Here is an 18,927-nt window from a genome sequence, read left to right as displayed (position 1 = left end):
GACACTCCGTTGCCGGTTCTCTCCGGTAGCCGAACCAGTCCCGCCAGCGGCCGCCCGCCGGACGGTTCTCGCTTCCCGCCCAGCAGACGGTTCTCTCCGGTGGCCAATCTCGTCCGGCGGTCATCGATTCCCATCCCGGCCAGCCGACAGGCCACGGAACGACTGCATTCTCCGCGTAATCGGCGAAATTCCAACGTTCGGCCCGCAAATGCCGCCCTTCCGTGGTCGGACGGAACGGCTAACGGGACATGGAACGATCACATTCCCACGTAGTCGGCGGAATACCGATGGCCGGCCGATCAATGACACCGTTCCGCGGTCAGGCCCAGCATATTGTCCGCCGGCCTCTCGCATCCCATTGGCTCTCCCGCCCGGCCCGACGATTTTATACAAGAATTGTTGTACAATATTTCTTGTAGATCGAATTCGACAATCGGACATCAGCCAATCAGCGGAAAGGACGGCAACCATGGCCGAGGAAGACGAAGGCCCTGCAAGCCCCACCGGTCGGCCCGTGCACACGATCACTGATTTCGCCCAGCTCAAGGCGCTATCGCACCCCACGCGCATGCGGATCCTCACCACGCTCAGCGACGAACATCCATGCACGGTGGGCGACATCGCCGAAGCGCTCGGCGAATCGGCGGGCACGGTCAGCTATCACCTCAAGCAGCTCGAGAAGGCCGGCATCGTCACGCAGTCGCCCTCCCCCGACGGCGACAGGCGCAAAAGCTGCTGGACCGCCAATCAGGGCGCCTTTCAGTTCAGCGTGAGTCATGACGACAATCCGGCGCTGGCCGACGCGATGGATCAGGCGGGGCGCGAGTTCTATCTGGCCGGTCGGGAACGCTACCAAGCGAAGGCCGAATCGTTGCCCGCCGAATGGCGCAAACCCGCGCAGAGCGTCGCCTCCGTCATCCGCCTCACCGCGGAGGAATACCAGAGGATGTCCGACGAGTTTGCCGAGCTCACCCGCAAGTGGGCCGACGTCAACCTGCAGCACACGGAAGGCGACGGGTCGCAGCCCGTGATGCTCGTCACCGACCTGTTCAAGTGGGTGCCGTAGCGGGACGATTCCATAGCCGCGCGGATCCCAGACCCCACCGGCGGGGCAAACTCCACAACGACGGGACGGATACCGCATGGCGGGCGCACCCACGCACCCACCATCCCATCGACGCCCGTCATCCCCCAAACCCCCGAAGAAAGTCAGGCCAGACCATGGAAGATACCACGAAAGACGGCACTCCATACACGTCGCACACCGAAACCAAAACCGAAGTCACCTCGTCCAGTCCGGCTGCGTCCCCCGCCCCGGCCGAATCCCTGTGGCGCAACGTCCAATACCGCCACTGGTTCACCGCGGACACCGCCGCCGCCATGGGACAGTCCATGCGGTCGTTCGCCATCTCGCTGATCGCCTTCGCGCTCACACAGTCGCTAGCGCTGGCCGGCTGGCTGGGAACGGCCACCATGATCGCCTCGCAGGTGAGCGGCGTGTTCGGCGGCACGGTGGTCGACCGGCACGACCGCAGGACGCTCATCATCGTCAACGCATGCTGCGGCGTGATTCTCTGGGGGCTGACATTCGCGTCGCTGGCGCTGCATCTGCTGAACTTCACGGCGTTCGCGATCATCACGATCGCGGCGTCCACGGTCAATGGGCTGTTCGGCAACGCCACCAACGCCATACTGCGCTCGATCATCCCGACCGCGCAATATCCCAAGGCGCAGAGCCTCAACCAGGGACGCGATTCGATGATCAGCATCGCCGGCTCCCCGATCGGCGGCGCGCTGTATGCCATCGCCCCGTGGCTGCCGTTCGCGGTCGCATCGCTGATGTTTGCGATTTCCGGCGTGAGCGCGACAAGACTGAACACGGCAACGCGCGCCGGCAACGGGGATAACGGGGGCAACGGGGAAGATCGGAGCGACCGGGATGACCGGGATGAGCGCAACGGCCACGGCGACGGCACTGCAACGGCCGCGAAGGTGACCGCAAAGGAGCCGACGGCCACGAAGCGGACGCCCACGGCGCGCAATTCATTTTTCTCCGACTTTCTGGAGGGCTGGCGCTGGATGCTGCGCTGCCGCACGCTGCTCGCGCTGACGCTGATCGCCGCCTTGGTGAACTTCGGCATCAACGGCATCTTCTCCACGGTGAATCTGCACCTCGTGGGCACGCACGTCGATTCGGTGCGCATCGGATTCATAGAGACGGCGATGGGCGTCGGCACGCTGCTGGGCGCGCTGATCGCCGCGAAGGTGACCGACCGCATGCCTTTGGGCACGGGCATGGTCGCCGTTTCCGCGGTGGCATTGGCGGCGCTGGCCCCGCTGCTGTTCAGCGACGCCTACCCGACGATCCTGGCATGCGCGCTGGCGGTCAGCCTGCCGATTCCGGTCGTCAACTCGCTCATCATGGGCTTTGTGTTCGCCAAGGTGCCGGACGAGATGCAGGGCCGCGCGGGATCCACGTTGGGCACGCTGTGCATGCTGCCGATGATGTTCTGCTCGGCGATCGCCGGTTCGCTGCTGCCGCACATCGGGTTCAGCGCGACGATCGGGCTGTTTTGGGCGGCGTTGGCGGTCAACGTGGCGATCGTGCTGACCGTGCCGTCCGTGCGCTCGATTCCGGCCGCCGACCGCTGGGATGAGGTGGCGCTGTAAGGACATGCGGCCGGGCATTCTTTCGGGCAGGTCTTCGGACACGCCGGCCTTCGCGCGCTTCGAACATATGTGCTAGCATTTTGCTTACACATTATGACAGCAAAACGCTAGCATACAGGAGGCGCGCCATGGGAACCATCACCATCCGCAAGGTGCCGGACGAGCAGATTCAGCTGCTCAAGGACGTCGCCGCGAAGAACAACCGCTCCATGGAGGCCGAGGCCCGGTCGATTCTGGAGGAGTACACCGCGCAGTATGTGAGTCAGAAGATCATGAGCTCAACCGATCTCATGGCGGAAATGCAGCGACTGCTTGACGGCGAAGGCCTCGACCCGAATGAAGAGCTGACGCCGCCCCGCGACCCATACATGCGGCCCGTGGATTTGGGGTGATCATGATCGTTCTGGATACCAATGTGGTCAGCGAGATCATCAGCCGACCGAAACCGAACGAAGCCGTACGGGACTGGATCATCAGCCAACCGTTGACGGACATGTATCTCACCAGCATCACGGTGGCCGAGCTGCTTTTCGGCGTCGCGCTGCTGGACGAATCCCGCAAGAAACAACGCATCAAGCAGGCCGTCAGTGCCTGCATCGAGACGTTCCGCAACAGAACGATTCCATTTGACAGCCGGGCGGCGCCTCATTACGCCGTGATCGTCGCGGCCCGGCAGCGCATGGGCAACCGCATCGGCCCGCAGGACGCGATGATCGCGGCGATCGCGCGGTCGCGGGGCATGGCGGTGGCCACGCGCAACGTCAGGGACTTCGAGGGGACGGGCGTGGAGCTCATCAATCCGTGGGAACGACCCCGATCGGGCTGACCGCCACGCTCACTCCCCCAGCTGTTCGGAGAGTTCGAGCCATTCGGCTTCGAGGTCGTCGCTTTCCGTGCCGATGGCGGTGAGCTGCGTGTTGAGCTTGTTGAGGCCCTCATAGTCGGACGGATCGTGCGCGGCCATCTCCTGCTCGAGCTTGTCCTTCTGCTCCTCGAGCTTGGCGAGCTTGCGTTCGATGGCGCGGACGCGCTTGCCGGCCTCGTGGTACGCCTTGCCGGTGAGCTTCGACTGGCCGCCATTCGACCCGTCCGCGCCGGACGCGCCATCCGCGGCGGCGGAGGACCGACCGGCAGCGGCCCCGGCAACCTGGGAAGCCGGCGCGTTCTTGGCCTTCTCGATCATGTCCAGGTAGTCATCCACGCCGCCGGGCAGGTGCCGCACCTTGCCGCCGATCAGCGCGAACTGCTGGTCGGTGACGCGCTCGAGCAGATAGCGGTCGTGCGACACGACGATGAGCGTGCCGGGCCACGTGTCGAGGAGGTCCTCCATGACGGCGAGCATGTCCGTGTCGAGGTCGTTGCCGGGCTCGTCCATGATGAGCACGTTCGGCTCGTCGAGCAGGATGAGCAGCAGCTGCATGCGGCGCTTCTGGCCGCCGGACAGGTCGCGGATGGGCGTCATGAGCTGCGCGGAGGAGAAGCCGAGGCGTTCCATGAGCTGGCCGGGCGTGACCTCCTTGCCCTCCACGATGTAGCTCGGCTTGTAGCGCGAGAGCACTTCCTTGATCTTGTACTTGCCGAGCTTCTCCAGCTCGTCGAGCCGCTGGGAGAGCACCGCGAACTTCACGGTCTTGCCGATGTTCACATGGCCCACGGTCGGCGTGATCGTGCCGTCGATGAGCTTTAGGAGCGTGGACTTGCCGGCGCCGTTCGCACCCACGATGCCGAAGCGGTCGCCGGGACCGATCAGCCACGTCACGTCGTCGAGCACCTTGCGCCCGGAGACCGTGACCTTGCGCGCGGCGGAGGTGACGGGCTCGGCGTCGGCGCCATCAGCCACGACGGCATGAGCGGCAACGGAGACGGAGGCATCGGCGTTGGATGAGGCGGGGGCAGCAGCAGTGGCCCCTCCAGTGGCCTCCGCGGCCACCGCCCCGGTCACGCCGGCGTCCACGAGCCGCGGGTCGGACATATCGTCCACGGCGATCTCCACGGACCCGTACACCTTCGGCTCGGCGTACAGCGACGGCACGATGTCCCCGCCGTTCGCCGCCGCCTCGCCGCGCGCCACGGAACCGTGCGTGTGCTCGAACACCTGCGTCACGTCGATGAGGTCCACCACCTGCTTGCCGAGGCGCGAGGTGGCCATCTGTCTGAGCTCGATGGAGTTGCGCATGGGCGGCACGTCGGCGATGAGCTCGCGCGCGGCCTTGACGTGGAATTTCTGCTTGGTGGAGCGGGCGCGGGCGCCGCGGGACAGCCACGCGAGCTCCTTGCGGGCCAGGTTGCGCCGGCGTTCCTCGCGCACGTCGGCCTGGCGGTCGCGCTCGACGCGCTGCATCATGTACGCGCTATAGCCGCCCTCGAACGGGTCGATCACGCCGTCGTGCACCTCCCACATGGACTCGCACACCTCGTCGAGGAACCAGCGGTCGTGCGTGACGATGAGGAACGCGCCCTGACCGGACGGCCAGCGGTTGCGCAGATGCTCGGCGAGCCAGTGGATGGTCACCACGTCCAGATGGTTCGTGGGTTCGTCCAGCGCGAGGATGTCCCAGTCCTTGAGCAGCAGGCGGGCCATGTCCGCGCGGCGACGCTGGCCGCCGGACAGGGAGCCGATCTTCGCGTTGAGGTCGATGCCGCCGAGCAGCGCCTCCACGATTTCGCGGGACTTGGCGTCCGCGGCCCATTCGTAGTCCTCGCGGCCCTCGAGCGCGGCTTCGCGCACGGTGGCGTCGTCGTCGAGCGGATCGCGCTGGGAGAGCATGCCGAAGGTGAGGCCGTTGCGCTTGGTCACGCGGCCGGAATCCGGGGTCTGCGTGCCCTCGAAGAGTTTGAGCAGGGTGGACTTGCCGTCGCCGTTGCGGCCGACGATGCCGATGCGGTCGCCCTCGAAGACGCCCTGCGTCACATCCGTGAAGATGGTTTTGGTGGCGAAGGCGAGCGATACGTGTTCCAGTCCCAAGTCATAAGTCGGCATAGTGCCTCAATGTAGCGCCACGCCTAGGCATCGGGCCCGACGGCCTTCGCCCGTCCATTCGTTCGGCCATTCGCAGCGAGAGCAACGACGGGGCTGCGGCGGAGGCTGTGACAATGGCCGTGACAAAGACCGCGCATGCACCGCGGAGGCCAACGCGAAACGTTGGAAAATGGCGGTTTTTATGACAGTGTGACAGTGGCCGGACGGACTCCGTCACGGTCAGCGTCACGGAACGAACTTTGTCACGGCCAACGTCACAGCTGCCCGCCACCGCCGAACAGCCAAACGACCGGTCAACCAGCCTCCCGCGCCCCTACTTGTCGCCCTTGTCCGCGTTGGCCGCGAGCGCCTTCGCGTACGTGTTGCATCGGGCCGCGAAGCCGGAAAACACCTGTTCGGCGAGCGGCTCGAGCGTGGGGTTGAATTCGGCGAACTGGTCGCGCAGCTGCGACTTGGAAAGCCCGGCGGCCTTGAGGTCCTTGACCATGGACGGCTCGGCGAGCCAGTCCTCGAGCAGCTGGGCGGTCACCTCGAGGTGGAACTGCATGCCCAGCGCGGAGCCGACGCGGAACGCCTGCACCTTGGTGCCGGACGTGCGCGCAAGCAATTGCGCGCCTTCGGGCAGGCCCACCACGTCGTTGTGCCAGTGCAGCACGTTGATCTGCTTGTCCCACATGGAGAAGAAGTCGTGCTTGTCCACGCGCTTGATCGGCGCGAACCCGATCTCCGGCGCCGGCCCCTTGGAGAGCTTCGCCCCGAGCGCGGTGGCGATGATCTGATGGCCTAGGCACACGCCGAGCACCGGCTTGCCCACGCTCACGGCGGCGCGCACCAGCTTGGCCTCCGCCTTGAGCCCGGGATAGTCGTCGTAGTCGAGCGCACCCATGGGACCGCCCATGACCACCACTCCGGCGACGTCCTTGAAGTCGGGCAGATCGGGGTTCTTCTTCGACGCGATGTTCATCGTCTGGTATTCGAGCCCCAGATCCTCGAGATTCTGCAGGATCCTGCCCGGACGCTCCCAAGCGACGTGTTGGAGGATAAGCACTTGCGGTTTGGCCATGTCTCCCATTGTGTCACCTCGCCGTTACCTAATTGCGTTCGCCGATTCGCGTTTCCGACCGTCACCCTACACGCCCGTCCCGTCACAGCGTGGAACCGCACCGCCGCCTTGTCTGGTTTCGCGCATACGCTCATGACTATGGGAACAAGCCAAGAACCGCAGAATTGCAACACTTCCGAAGCAGAACACCCGCTCGCCAAGGCGGCCGCGGGCCTGAAGCTCTATGACACGGCCTCGCACGCCGTCTCCGCGTTCACGCCGATCAAGCCCGGCAAGGTGGGCATCTACGTGTGCGGTGCCACCGTGCAGTCCTCGCCGCACATCGGCCACATCCGCGCGGCCGTGGCGTTCGACGTGGTCCGCCGCTGGTTCATGCGGCTCGGCTACGACGTCACGTTCGTGCGCAACGTGACGGACATCGACGACAAGATCCTCGACAAGGCCGCCGCCGCGGGTCAGCAGTGGTGGGCGCGCGCATACTTCTACGAGCGCGAGTTCACGCACGCCTACGAGACGCTCGGCGTGCTGCCGCCCACCGTGGAGCCGCGTGCGACCGGCCACGTGCCGGAGATGGTCGCGCTGATCCAGAAAATCATCGACAACGGACACGGCTACGTGGTCACCGACGCCGACGGCAAGCCGACCGGCAACGTGTACTTCGACGTGGCGAGCTGGCCGGCGTACGGCGAACTGACCCACCAGAAGGGATCCGCGGAGGTGGACGAGGCCGCCGCCGTGGCCGACCGCATGGGCCCGTCCGTGGACGCGACCGGCAACGACAAGTACAACCCGGTCGATCCGGCCGACGCCTCGCCGGACAAGCACGATCCGCGCGACTTCGCCCTGTGGAAGGCCCCGAAGGACACCGATCCCGAAACCGCGCGCTGGGCGACGCCGTTCGGCGTGGGGCGCCCGGGCTGGCACATCGAGTGCTCGGCCATGAGCCACCGCTACCTCGACGGCATGTTCGACATCCACGGCGGCGGTCTGGACCTGCGCTTCCCGCACCACGAGAACGAGATGGCGCAGACCCGCGCGGCCGGCTACGAGTCCGCGGCCCGCTGGATGCACTCGGCGTGGGTGACCACCAAGGGCGAGAAGATGTCGAAGTCGCTGGGCACCGGCCTGTCCGTGCCGAGCGTGCTCGCGAACCACTCCGCGTGGGTGGTGCGCTACGCCCTCGGCTCCGTGCAGTACCGCTCCATGCTCGAGTGGTCCGATCAGGCGCTGGCGGAGGCGCAGGCGGCGTACGACCGCGTCTCGAACTTCATCGAACGCGCCGGCGCGGCGGTCGGCGAGCAGCCGTCCCGCGAGGAGATCGAGGCCGTGGGCGCCGACGAGCTGCCCGAGGACTTCGTCGCCGCGCTCAACAACGACGTCAACGTGCCGGGCGCGCTGGCCGCGATCTTCGGCGAGATCCGCAGGGGCAACATCCTGCTCAGCCAGCTTGAGACGAAGTCGACGCAATACACGCCGGAGATGGCCGTGGAGCAGGTCAGGCTCGCGCTGCGCGGCGTGCGCGCCATGCTCGACACGCTGGGCCTCGACCCGCTGGCCGAGCCGTGGCTGAGCTCCGGCGCGGCCGGTTCCGCCGAGGACGAGGACGCCAGCCCGGAGCGCAAGGCCCTGGACGCGCTGATCGGCGAGCAGCTCACCGCGCGCGCCGAGGCCCGCAAGGCGAAGGACTTCGCCAAGGCCGACGCGATCCGCGACGCACTGGGCGCGGCCGGCATCGCCATCGAGGACGGTCCGCAGGGCTCCACGTGGAGCCTCAAGTAGGCCCCGCACAGCGCCAAGCACGCAACGCAACGCACGCAACGCAAATCGGCCGATCGGTCCAACCTGCACTCCTGACGGTGCAGCTTGGACCGATCGGCCGATTGTTATCGTTCGCATTGTGCCGCAAATCGCGCATTCGGTCCAAGCTGTGATTTTGGAGGCGCAGATTGGACCGAATGGGAGATTCACGGACGGACGGGACGTGCGAACAGGCAGACGCGTCAGTCGAACACGAAATCCACGTCCACGATGTGCAGGCGCTTCGTGAGCTCCCTCTCCAGCCTGCGCTTGCACGCCACCAGATCCGCCACGTCGATCGTGTCGGACGCGCCGGCCAGATACACGTCCACCGTGTAGTTCATGCCGGTCTTGAACACCAGCGTCTTCTCGTATTCCGTGCCGGCGGGCAGATGACGCAGGGCCGCCTCCTGCACGAAGCCGTTGGTCTCCTCGTCGTCGTGCACGCCGCCCACGAGCTCCACGAACGCGTCCTTGAGCACGCCGAACGGCTCCTTGACCGTGAGCAGCACGATCGCCAGCGTGATGAAGAAGTCGCCGGTGTAGTGCAGGAAGTCGAGCGGGGTGCCGGCGGGCAGCAGGAACAGGAACACGGCCACCACGCCGATGCCGAACGACATGGCGGCGTCGATGAGCGTGCTGTTCTGCTCGGCGATGAGCATGGTGCTCGCGCCGCGCAATTTGCGGTTCCGCCGCCGATAGTAGACGAACAGGGCGAAGCAGATGACCACGGTGACGATCTCGTAGATCACCACCGGGCCGGTTTCGATGCGCTCGCCCTCGCCGAGAACGAAGTAGTCCCAGGCGACCTGCGTCACGTCGAGCAGGGAGAAGGCGAGCAGGGAGATGGTGAGCAGGGCCTTGCAGATGGCGTAGATCGGCTCGAGGGCGAACTTGCCGTTGGGGAAGCGGTCGGAGGTGCGGATGGTGTGCGAGGAGAGGAAGACGGCCACCAGCCCGGAGATCACCGAGATCACGGTGAAGGTGGTGTCGAGGAACATGGCCTTGAGGCCGGTCATGAAGAACACGATCATGCCCATGATCACCGTCGTGACGTTGACGATGATGCCGACGATCAGTGCTTTGCGTTCAATTTGCTTTTGAGGCATCGTTGGGCCTTCCTTTGCTGAGTACTGCTTGCATCGGGGTGTCCAGCGATATATGAAATGAATATCAATACCACTGCCCATCCAGTGTAGCGGTCGGGCTGGATCGGCGCACCGGATTCGCTCAATCCAGCCGTGCCCCACCGCGGATCGAGCGAATCCAGTGTTTGAGAACGCAAACATGCCGCGTCACGCACTGGATTCGCTCATTTTGTGGATGGGGGGGGCAGAAGCGGGCGGCACGGGAGCGGGCAGCGGAAGCAGGCGATGGACAGGGACGGCGGGAGCAGGCAGCGGACGGGACGCCGAGCGCGCACGGGGGCATCGGTCCGTTTTCCCGCGTGACGGCTAGACTGTTACGCATTATGGCTGCTTTTAGTTCTTTGACCGATAGGCTTTCGAACGCATTCAAGAACCTGCGTTCCAAGGGCAAACTGTCCGAGGCGGACATCGACGGCACGATCCGCGAAATCCGCCGCGCGCTGCTCGACGCCGACGTGGCGCTCGACGTGGTGCGTTCCTTCACCGCGCGCATCCGCGAACGTGCGCTCGGCATCGAGGTCTCCGAGGCGCTCAACCCCGCCCAGCAGGTGGTGAAGATCGTCAACGAGGAGCTCACCGACGTGCTGGGCCGCGGCGTGGACCGCCCGCTCAACTTCGCCAAGAATCCGCCGACGATCATCATGCTCGCCGGTCTGCAGGGCGCCGGCAAGACCACGCTCGCCGGCAAGCTCGGCTACTGGCTCAAGGAATCCGGTCACACGCCGATCCTCGTGGCCGCCGATCTCCAGCGCCCGAACGCCGTCACCCAGCTGCAGGTGGTGGGCGAGCGCGCCGGCGTGCCGGTCTACGCGCCGGAGAAGGGCGTGCAGTCCGACGGCGGCGAGGCGGTCGCGGCCCCCGGCGAGACGACCGGCGACCCGGTCAAGGTGGCGCGCGACGGCGTGGCACTGGCCAAGCAGAAGCTGTACGACGTGGTGATCATCGATACGGCCGGCCGTCTGGGCGTGGACGAGGTGCTCATGAAGCAGGCGCGCGACATCCGCGACGCCGTGCAGCCCAACGAGATCCTGTTCGTGATCGACGCGATGATCGGTCAGGACGCCGTCAAGACCGCGAAGGCGTTCGACGAGGGCGTGGACTTCACCGGCGTGGTGCTCTCCAAGCTCGACGGCGACGCGCGAGGCGGCGCGGCCCTGTCCGTGGCGAGCGTGACCGGCAAGCCGATCCTGTTCGCCTCCACCGGCGAGGGTCTCAAGGACTTCGAGGTCTTCCACCCGGACCGCATGGCCTCCCGCATCCTCGACATGGGCGACATCCTCACCCTGATCGAGCAGGCGCAGAAGCAGTTCGACGAGGAGCAGGCCCGTCAAGCCGCCGCGAAGATGTCCGAGGGCAGCTTCGGTCTGGACGACTTCCTCGACCAGCTCCAGCAGGTGCGCAAGCTCGGCCCGATGAAGAACCTGCTGGGCATGATCCCCGGCATGGCGGCCCACCGCAAGGAGCTTGAGCAGTTCGACGAGAAGGAGATCGACCGCACGGAGGCGATCATCCGCTCGATGACGCCGGCCGAGCGCCGCGACCCGAAGATCATCGACGGTTCCCGCCGCGCCCGCATCGCCTACGGTTCCGGCACCACCGTCTCGCAGGTCAACGCGCTGCTGCAGCGCTTCGACCAGGCCGCGAAGATGATGCGCCGCATGACCAACCGCGCCGGCGGCGGCATCCCCGGCTTCGGCGGCCCCGGCATGGGCGGCGGCAAGAAGAAGAACGGCAAGAAGGGCAAGAAGAAGGGCGGCAAGTCCGGCAACCCGATGAAGCGCGAGGCCGAGGAGAGGGCATTGCGCGAGCGTCTGGCCGGCGGCGGCAAGAAGGGCGGCAGCGGCTCCGGCTCCGCGTTCGCCAAGAAGCCGCAGAACCCCGCGCTTCCGGCCGGTCTGGACGTGAACAACCTGCCGCCGAATCTGGGCGGCGGCCTGAGCGGACTGCTCGGCTGAACCGGTTCGTCCGACTCGCATGATCCACAGGGACCCCTGCCAGCCGCGTTCGCGTGCGACGGCAGGGGTCCTTCGCTATGCTTGGACGACTGGACGATTGAACGGCCGGACGATTGAACAGCTGGACGGCCGGACGGCGTTGAGGACAAGCGACCGCGCGACGGCCGCATGCAAGGAGATTGATCAAGACTTATGGTGACGACGGTTTGGGTTCTGGCGTTCGTGTGCATGCTGTGGGTGCTGCTCATCCGGCTTCCGGCCGGCAGCGAGGCGCACATGCCGATGCCGTACATGATCGCGCTGGTGCCGTTCATGTGGATTCCGCTGCTCGCGGTGGCCGTCTGGTCGGCCGCGGTGCAGGCGTGGGCGCCCATGTGCCTGTGCCTCGCGTGGCTGACGGTCGCGTGCGACAGCGCGATCGAATACCGCATGGCCAAGCTGCCCAAGTGGATGGCCCAGCCCACGCCGGCGCTGAAGCTGCCGGTCGGCCCGTCCACCGAGCCGATGGAGAACGCATTCCGCGCCGCGCGCAAGGCGATCGAGGAGGCCGCCGAAGCCGGGCATGCGGAGGACCGCCGCGTGATGACGCTCAACTGCCGTTACGGCCGCGCCGACGCCGCCGCGATCGTGGACGCCGTGCGGGGGCGGAACATCGACGTGCTCGCCCTGCAGGAATGCAACGACGCGCTCGTCGGCCGCCTCAACGAGGCCGGTCTGGGCGCGGTCATGCCCTACATGCAGCAGGGCGAGGGCAAGGCGACGGACAACGGCGGGTTCAACGTGCTGTTCACGCGCGAGGAGCCGGTGGGCCGTCAGCTCAGCGCCGCGAACATCCCCGCGGCGGACGTGCCGGCCATGACGCTCATGATCGCCGGGCGCGAGGTCACGTTCGCGTCCGCCCACCCGAAGTCCCCGATGCGCGGATGCCCGGACTGGTCGGCGGGCATCATCGGCCTCAGCGTGCTGGCGCAGGAGGCCATCGCGGAGGACCACGACGTGGCCGTGGTGATGGGCGACCTCAACTCGCAGATCGAGCATCCGAGCTTCCGCATGCTGCTGGCGAGCGGGTTCCGCGATGCATCGCTCACCGTGGCGAACGGCCGGCACACCACGTTCCCGTCGTGGCTGCCGTGGCCGCGCATCGAGCTCGACCACGTGCTGTTCACGCCGGGCGCCCTGCCGGTCGACGTGGAGTCGTTCGTGGTGCCGGGCACCGATCATCTGGCGCTGACCGCCACGCTGCGGTTCTAGGGTTCCGGGTTATAGCGACGAGGCCCGGCCCATCCGCAAGTGTGTGGATGGGCCGGGCCTCGTTGCGTTGTCATGCGTCTTGTGCCGTCATGGCCACGCGGCCACCGGGCCTCCGGTCAACGCCTCGGCCCCTCAGACCTCCGGCTTCAGGGCGATGCGGAACGTGAACGCCTCCGCGTCGAGCCGGTACGCCTCGATCAGGGCCGGGCCGCAGCTGTTGGAGCCGACGCCGGACTGCCGGTAGTCGAGGCAGACCACGTTGGCGTCCGGGCAGGGTTCCAGCTCGTGGTTGTGGCCCTTGGCGGTGAGCTCCTCGGCGGCGTACGGCAGGGCCTGGAAGTCGAAGCCCTCGCCGTCCGTCCGCCCGGTGTAGGCGGTCAGCGTCACGCCGTCGCCCATGAGGGACGCCCAGTCGCAGTCGTGGTGGTTGCCGTTCTCCTGCGGCTTGATGTACGGCTCGAACAGCGTGGCCGGGGTGGCCTCGAACACGCCGTGCCAGCTCGCGCGGCGCTTGTCGATGTAGCTTTCGCCCGGGCCGAGGCCGCAGTAGCGCACGCGGCCCAGCTCCTTGGGCACGAACAGGCGCAGGCCGAAGCGCGGCAGGAACGGGAAGACGGGATCGCGCTTTACGTCCATGGCGAGCGCGACCGTGCCGTCCGGGTGGATGGTCCAGGTCGCGTCGATCGCGGCGATCGGCTGCACGGTCGGGGCGAGCAGGGCCATGCGCGCGCGGATCGTCACGTCGCCGGAGCCGGGAGCGTCCTCGGCGGCGATGGACACGAGCTTGCCGTCGCGCATGATCGTCACGGACTCGTCGGCCGCGGATTCGTCGGCCGTGTCCCCGGCATCCACGCTCACCTCGTAGGCGCGTGCGTACGCGCGGTCGTACTGCGCGAGCTCCCACTCGGCGCGCACGTTGCGGTCGTTGTCCGTGGGCGCGCGCCACACGTTGAGCTCCATGGGCCGCGTGAGCAGGGTGTGCCCGCCGAACGTCATGCGGCTGAACAGGCCGGTGCGCTTGTCGAGCACGTAGCGGAAGCCCTCGCCCGCCACGGTCACGGACGACTCGTCCTCAGCCACGCTCGGCGCCTCGCGGTGGCGCAGTGCGTCGGCGATGTCCTCGTCGTCCACGTAGTCGACCATCCAGTCGGCGGGATGCCCGGCGGCGAGCGCGAGCTTGGCCTTGACGAGCTGGTTGACCGGATCGGCGGTGGGCACGGCGACCTCGTCGAAGCCGAGCTCGAACAGCTCCGGGGTGAGGTATCGCAGCACGATGGCGATGCGGCCGTTCCAGTCCTCGGGGATGCTCAGGCCCGGCAGCGTGACGCGGCCCTCGGCGTGCGGGGCGATGTTGAGCTGTTCGTTGTCGTCGTCGCCGAACAGGTAGTACGAGTCGAGCTCACCGTCCACATACAGCTCCCACATGACCGTGGCGGCCTCGTTCAGCGGCGCGAAGTCGAGGTAGTTGTGCAGGACCACGCTGGCGGTCGCGCGGTCCTCGGAGAATTCGACGCCGCCGACCACGCGGGCCGGGCGGTACACGTTCTTGAACTCCGCGAGGCCGGTGTGCGGCGTGCGGTCCGGGTAGACGAGGCCGTCCATGCAGAAGTTGCCGTCGTGCGGGTATTCGCCGGAGTCGCCGCCGTACGCGTAGACGCGCCGGCCGTCGGGCGCGGTGCCGCGGTCGATCGCGTGGTCACACCACTCCCAGATGAATCCGCCCACCACGCCGGGGAAGCGCTGGATGCGCTCGAAGTAGTCCTCGAGGTCGCCCGGACCGTTGCCCATGGCGTGGCAGAATTCGCACAGCACGTAGGGCTTCACGCCGGTGCCGTCCTCGCGCCGGCCGTCGTGCCCGTTGCCGCCGTGGCCGCCGTCGCCGCGCGGGGAACCGTCGTCGCCGGGCGCGAAGTACTCCTCGATCTGCTCGACCGGCGGGTACATGCGCGAGTGCGTGTCGAGGTTCGAATAGTCGTGCGGGGCGTCCTTGTCGCTCACGTAGCGCGCCGACTCGTAGTGGGTCAGGCGCTCCGGGTCGAAGCCCTTGGTCCACGCGAGGGCCGCCTCGAACGCGCAGCCGTACGCGCTTTCGTTGCCCATGGACCACATGATGATCGACGCGTGGTTCTTGTGCTCCTCCACGCAGCGGCGCACGCGGTCCACGGTCGCCGGAGTCCACGCCGGGTTGTTGGCCATGCGCTCGTTCCAGCCGAGACGGTTCTCGCCGCCGCCGGGCTGGTAATCCATGTTCATGCCGTGCGACTCGTCGTCGGCCTCGGCGACCACGTAGAAGCCGAGACGGTCGAACAGGTCGTAGTACTCCGGCGCGTTCGGGTAGTGGCTTGTGCGGATGCCGTTGACGTTGTGCTGCTTCATGAGCGTCAGGTCGGCGAGCATCTGCCCCTCGGAGATCACCGGGCCGGTGACCGGGTCGGAGTCGTGGCGGTTGACGCCGTGGATCTTGATCGGCCTACCGTTGACGGTCACGACCCCGCCCACGACGGCGATCTCGCGGATGCCGAGCGGCTGGGTGATGACCTCGGAGGGCGCGTCTTCACCGGTGGTATCCTCACCGGCGGCGACTTCCCCAGCAGCGACTTCCCCGGCGGATGCGAGCGCGAGCGTGTATAGATACGGCTGCTCGGCGTTCCACAGGGTCGGGTCCTCCACGCGCAGCGTCACGTGCGCGCGCGGCGTGAACGCGGCCGTGGTGGCGGTGTGGTCGCCGGTGGACGCCTCCACGTATTCGGCGGGCTCGACCGCGCGCGCGTCCCCGATCTCCACGGACTCGGCGCGGGCCACCTCGTTGCCGTCCTCGTCGCGCAGCACGGCGGTCACGGGCACGACCACGCCGTCGTAGAAGTCGAGGTCGATCTCCACGCGGGCCTCGGTCTCGCCCCAGTCGGACGCAAGCGGCGTGACCGGCGTGCGCACGAAGTAGTCGCGGACCGCGCGCTCCGGACGCTTGAGCAGGTAGACGTCGCGGAAGATGCCGCTCGTGCGGAACTTGTCCTGATCCTCCATGTAGCTGCCGTCGCACCACTTGAGCACGAGCACGGCCAGCGTGTTCTCGCCGTCCTCGAGCAGCTGGGTCACCTCGAACTCGCTGGTGGAGTGCGAGACCTGGCTGTAGCCCACGAACTCGCCGTTGAGCCACACGTAGAAGCAGCTGTCCACGCCCTCGAAGTTGAGGAACGCGCGCGGGGCCGCGGGGTCGGTCTCGTACGCGAAGCTCGTCAGGTACACGCCGCACGGGTCGTCCTCGGGCACGAACGGCGGATCCACCGGGAACGGGTAGTGGATGTTGGTGTACTGGTGGCGGTCGAAGCCGTGGTTCTGCCACACGCTCGGCACGGGGATGGTGGTGTAGCCGCCGGCCGCGTCCGGCACGAAGCCGTTGTCCCAGAAGGCCGGGTCATGATTGGCGTGTGCGCGTTCCACCGCGGCGTCGAGCTCGTGGATCGACCCGTAGTAGCGGAAGTCCCATTCGCCCGCGTCCGGCCCGCTGAGCAGCTGGAACCGGTCGGATTCCACGCGCCGGCCCACGCTCGTGTCCATCTCGCGCGAGGCGGGGACGTAGTACGCGCGGTTCGGCTGACACCCCACATGCAGATGCTCAAGGCTCTCGTAGTACTTGGGGACGAACATCGGGCAACGCTCCTTTACGTTGGTGGTTGATACGAATTTCCACCTCCCAGTATGCCGTCAGCCGTCGATCGCGGGCGCGTGATGGTTGCGCACATGGTGGCCGCACGCGTGCCATGCGCGTGCCATGCGCAACGCGTGTGCCGCTTGCATGCCGCGCGCACGATATCCACACGCATACGCACGCACGGTGAGGTGCATGCCGAAGACGCACTGCGTGCATGCCACGGGCGCGCTGTACGCCGGGCAACATCGAAACTTGTGAAATTGACCCCGCGAGCGCACGATTCCAGCCCTCCGCAGCCTTTGACCGCACCGCGCATGTCCTCCTGCCCCCCTACGCACTGGATCCGCTCAATCCGCCGGCTACCAGACGCGGATTGAGCGAATCCAATGGGCGACTCGTGCACTCGGGGGTGCGGACGAAAAGTTGGACGCCAAAGCGTCCAACTTTTCGTCCGCACCCCCATTTCCCCTCAAGCACACTGGATTTGCTCAAGCTGGCGGATCGAAATATGCATTCGTTCCAACCTGCGTCCCGATTGGCACAGCTTGGAACGATCAACGGCAAAACAAGCCCCGCAAGGGCACGAAAACGGTCCGATCGTTCCAATCTGCGATTTCGGAAACACAAGTTGGAACGATCGGGCCAGAATGCGATGACAGGATAGGGCGAATTAGGCCAAGCGACGTGCATGCGCATAATTGAGAAACGGACGCAATCACACACCGGCAAGGAGGCCCGCCATGAATCAGACAAACAACCCGAACAGCCAGACAGCCACGTCCACCACCCCCAATCCCAATCCCTATCCCTTCGAGGCATGGACCGCCACGTCCGGCGACCTCGAGCAGCGGCGTGAGCACATCCCCACGCCGACGGCCACGCGGGCGGGCGACGCCCCGGCGGGCGCGGTGCCGATCGTGATCGACCCGGCGGACCGCAAGCAGCCGTGGGTTGGCCAGGGCGCGGCCATCACCGACGCGGCCGCATACCTCATCCAGTGGGCCATGAGCCCCGAGCAGCGGCGCAACCTGCTCACCGAACTGTTCGACCCGGTGAACGGCGCCGGATTCAACATGGTGCGCGTGCCGATCGGCTCCACCGACTTCAACGAGCAGGACTACTACACGTACGACGACCTGCCCTTCGGCGAGCACGACAACACGCTGTCCCGCTTCTCCCTCGGCTCCGGCGAGCCCGGGCGGCCCGGCGCGACCGGCGACCTCAAGTCGATTGTGCCCGTACTGCAACAGATCCTCGAGATCAACCCCGGCGTCAAGGTGATGGCGTCGCCGTGGAGCTCGCCCGCGTGGATGAAGAACACCGGGCATTTGACGCTCGGCGGCCGTCTGCGCTTCGGCGAGTGGACCGGCAACGGCTTCGACCCGATGCACGATTCGTTCGAAGGCACCTACGCCCGCTACTTCGTGCGTTACATCGACGAGATGGCCAAGTACGGTATCCCGATCTGGGCCCTGACCATCCAGAACGAGCCCGCCAACGCCTCGCCGTGGCCGGCCATGATCTGGAGCCATGGGGAGATGGCCGCGTTCGGCGCCGACTACCTGCGTCCGGCGCTCGACGCCACGCACCCCGAGGTCAAGCTGTTCTTCCTCGACGACAACACGCACACGCTCACCCACCCGCTCGACGAGGACGTCACGGCGCATCAGGCGGCCAGCTTCGACGGCATCGCCGTGCACACGTACGAGCCCACGTACGGCAACCTGTTCAACGCCACGCGCTCGTTCCCCGGCTGGAGCGTGTGGATGAGCGAACGCCGCTGCATGATGCGCGACAGCGTGGAGGACGCCTCGCACATCATGTTCGGCGTGACCAGTTCGTGGCTCATCCGCAACGGCATGGGCATGGTCACCCTGTGGAACCTCGCGCTGGACGAGCGCGGTCTGCCCAACAAGGCCGGATCGACCGGCCGCCGCGGCGTGGTGACCATCCAGCACGAGACCGGCGAGGTGCAGCGCAACCTCGAGTACTTCATGCTGCGCAACCTCGGCCAGGACGTGCCGGCCGGATCCGTCGTGATCGGCTCGTCGTCCTACTCCCCCGACGGCTACACGGGCGGGCTCACCTCCGTGGCGTTCCTCGCGCCCGACGGCTCGGTCAGCGCGATCGTCTACAACCCGACCGGCTCCCCGATCACCGCGCGCGTGGCCATTTCCGGCCGCGGCGACGAATGGCAGGCCGTGGAGGTGCCGGCGTGGGGCACGGTCACGCTGCGCAAGTCGTACGCGCCGCTCAATCTGTCCGAAGTGCCGGCCGACGACGACTTCCCGCTCAACCCCTCCCCCGAGCAGTTCCACGGCGACCGCGCGCCCGGACGGTGAGGGCGCCACGCGGCGACGCCTCGTCCGCGGGTCGGCGTTATAATTACGCAGTTATTCGCGCGCGCGAGG

11 protein-coding genes and 2 pseudogenes are annotated in these 18,927 nt (G+C 66.9%); 8 read left to right on the top strand and 5 right to left on the bottom strand.

Annotation, left to right across the window (positions count from 1 at the left end; genetic code table 11):
• Window positions 1-469: 469 nt before the first annotated feature.
• The 4 genes from DSM100685_RS02585 (at window position 470) to DSM100685_RS02570 (ending at window position 3,496) form a co-directional block, all read left to right on the top strand.
• Complete coding sequence (locus DSM100685_RS02585; protein ID WP_152349800.1) at window positions 470-1,066, top strand: metalloregulator ArsR/SmtB family transcription factor; 597 nt, start codon at window positions 470-472, stop codon at window positions 1,064-1,066.
• 155 nt (window positions 1,067-1,221) lie between these two features.
• Window positions 1,222-2,670: an MFS transporter gene (locus tag DSM100685_RS02580; protein WP_152349799.1), complete on the top strand. Its 1,449-nt coding sequence runs from the start codon at window positions 1,222-1,224 to the stop codon at window positions 2,668-2,670.
• A 128-nt stretch (window positions 2,671-2,798) separates the two neighbouring features.
• Window positions 2,799-3,062 carry a FitA-like ribbon-helix-helix domain-containing protein gene (locus DSM100685_RS02575; RefSeq protein WP_152349798.1) on the top strand — a complete coding sequence of 88 codons (264 nt, stop codon included), beginning with the start codon at window positions 2,799-2,801 and terminating at the stop codon, window positions 3,060-3,062.
• Window positions 3,063-3,064: 2 nt separating this feature from the next.
• On the top strand, window positions 3,065-3,496 hold the full coding sequence (locus DSM100685_RS02570; protein ID WP_152349797.1) for a type II toxin-antitoxin system VapC family toxin: 432 nt from the start codon (window positions 3,065-3,067) through the stop codon (window positions 3,494-3,496).
• A gap of 9 nt (window positions 3,497-3,505) precedes the next feature.
• Here the strand turns inward: DSM100685_RS02570 and DSM100685_RS11255 are convergent.
• The 3 genes and pseudogenes from DSM100685_RS11255 to DSM100685_RS02560 all read right to left on the bottom strand — a co-directional run.
• Window positions 3,506-4,504 (bottom strand): annotated as a pseudogene (locus DSM100685_RS11255) (ATP-binding cassette domain-containing protein); the annotation flags it as partial.
• A 95-nt stretch (window positions 4,505-4,599) separates the two neighbouring features.
• Window positions 4,600-5,650: pseudogene (locus DSM100685_RS11250) on the bottom strand (ABC-F family ATP-binding cassette domain-containing protein); the annotation flags it as partial.
• Window positions 5,651-5,963: 313 nt separating this feature from the next.
• The gene (locus DSM100685_RS02560) at window positions 5,964-6,713 is read right to left on the bottom strand and encodes a type 1 glutamine amidotransferase (protein ID WP_152349795.1); all 750 of its coding nucleotides are present in this window, start codon (window positions 6,711-6,713) and stop codon (window positions 5,964-5,966) included.
• Between the two features lie 138 nt (window positions 6,714-6,851).
• Here DSM100685_RS02560 and cysS point away from each other — a divergent pair, with 138 nt between their 5' ends.
• Window positions 6,852-8,492: a cysteine--tRNA ligase gene (gene cysS / locus DSM100685_RS02555; RefSeq protein WP_152349794.1), complete on the top strand. Its 1,641-nt coding sequence runs from the start codon at window positions 6,852-6,854 to the stop codon at window positions 8,490-8,492.
• A 221-nt stretch (window positions 8,493-8,713) separates the two neighbouring features.
• On the opposite strand, the gene DSM100685_RS02550 is transcribed toward cysS, so the two are convergent.
• Entirely contained in the window at window positions 8,714-9,619 is a 906-nt protein-coding gene (locus DSM100685_RS02550; protein ID WP_152349793.1) for a cation transporter, read from the bottom strand.
• 362 nt (window positions 9,620-9,981) lie between these two features.
• Here DSM100685_RS02550 and ffh point away from each other — a divergent pair, with 362 nt between their 5' ends.
• Complete coding sequence (gene ffh, locus DSM100685_RS02545) at window positions 9,982-11,613, top strand: signal recognition particle protein (protein WP_152349792.1); 1,632 nt, start codon at window positions 9,982-9,984, stop codon at window positions 11,611-11,613.
• Window positions 11,614-11,805: 192 nt separating this feature from the next.
• A complete protein-coding gene (locus DSM100685_RS02540; protein WP_152349791.1) occupies window positions 11,806-12,864 on the top strand; it encodes an endonuclease/exonuclease/phosphatase family protein in 1,059 nt (352 codons plus the stop codon).
• A 132-nt stretch (window positions 12,865-12,996) separates the two neighbouring features.
• On the opposite strand, the gene DSM100685_RS02535 is transcribed toward DSM100685_RS02540, so the two are convergent.
• Complete coding sequence (locus tag DSM100685_RS02535) at window positions 12,997-16,512, bottom strand: glycoside hydrolase family 2 TIM barrel-domain containing protein (RefSeq protein ID WP_152349790.1); 3,516 nt, start codon at window positions 16,510-16,512, stop codon at window positions 12,997-12,999.
• A 744-nt stretch (window positions 16,513-17,256) separates the two neighbouring features.
• Between DSM100685_RS02535 and DSM100685_RS02530 the strand changes: the two genes are divergently transcribed.
• Entirely contained in the window at window positions 17,257-18,858 is a 1,602-nt protein-coding gene (locus tag DSM100685_RS02530) for a glycoside hydrolase family 30 protein (RefSeq protein WP_152349789.1), read from the top strand.
• The last annotated feature ends 69 nt before the right edge of the window (window positions 18,859-18,927 follow it).

The sequence above is a fragment of the Bifidobacterium avesanii genome, from assembly GCF_009299475.1.
Classification (GTDB): Bacteria; Actinomycetota; Actinomycetes; order Actinomycetales; family Bifidobacteriaceae; genus Bifidobacterium; species Bifidobacterium avesanii.
This window is presented reverse-complemented; position numbering and strand designations above follow the sequence as displayed.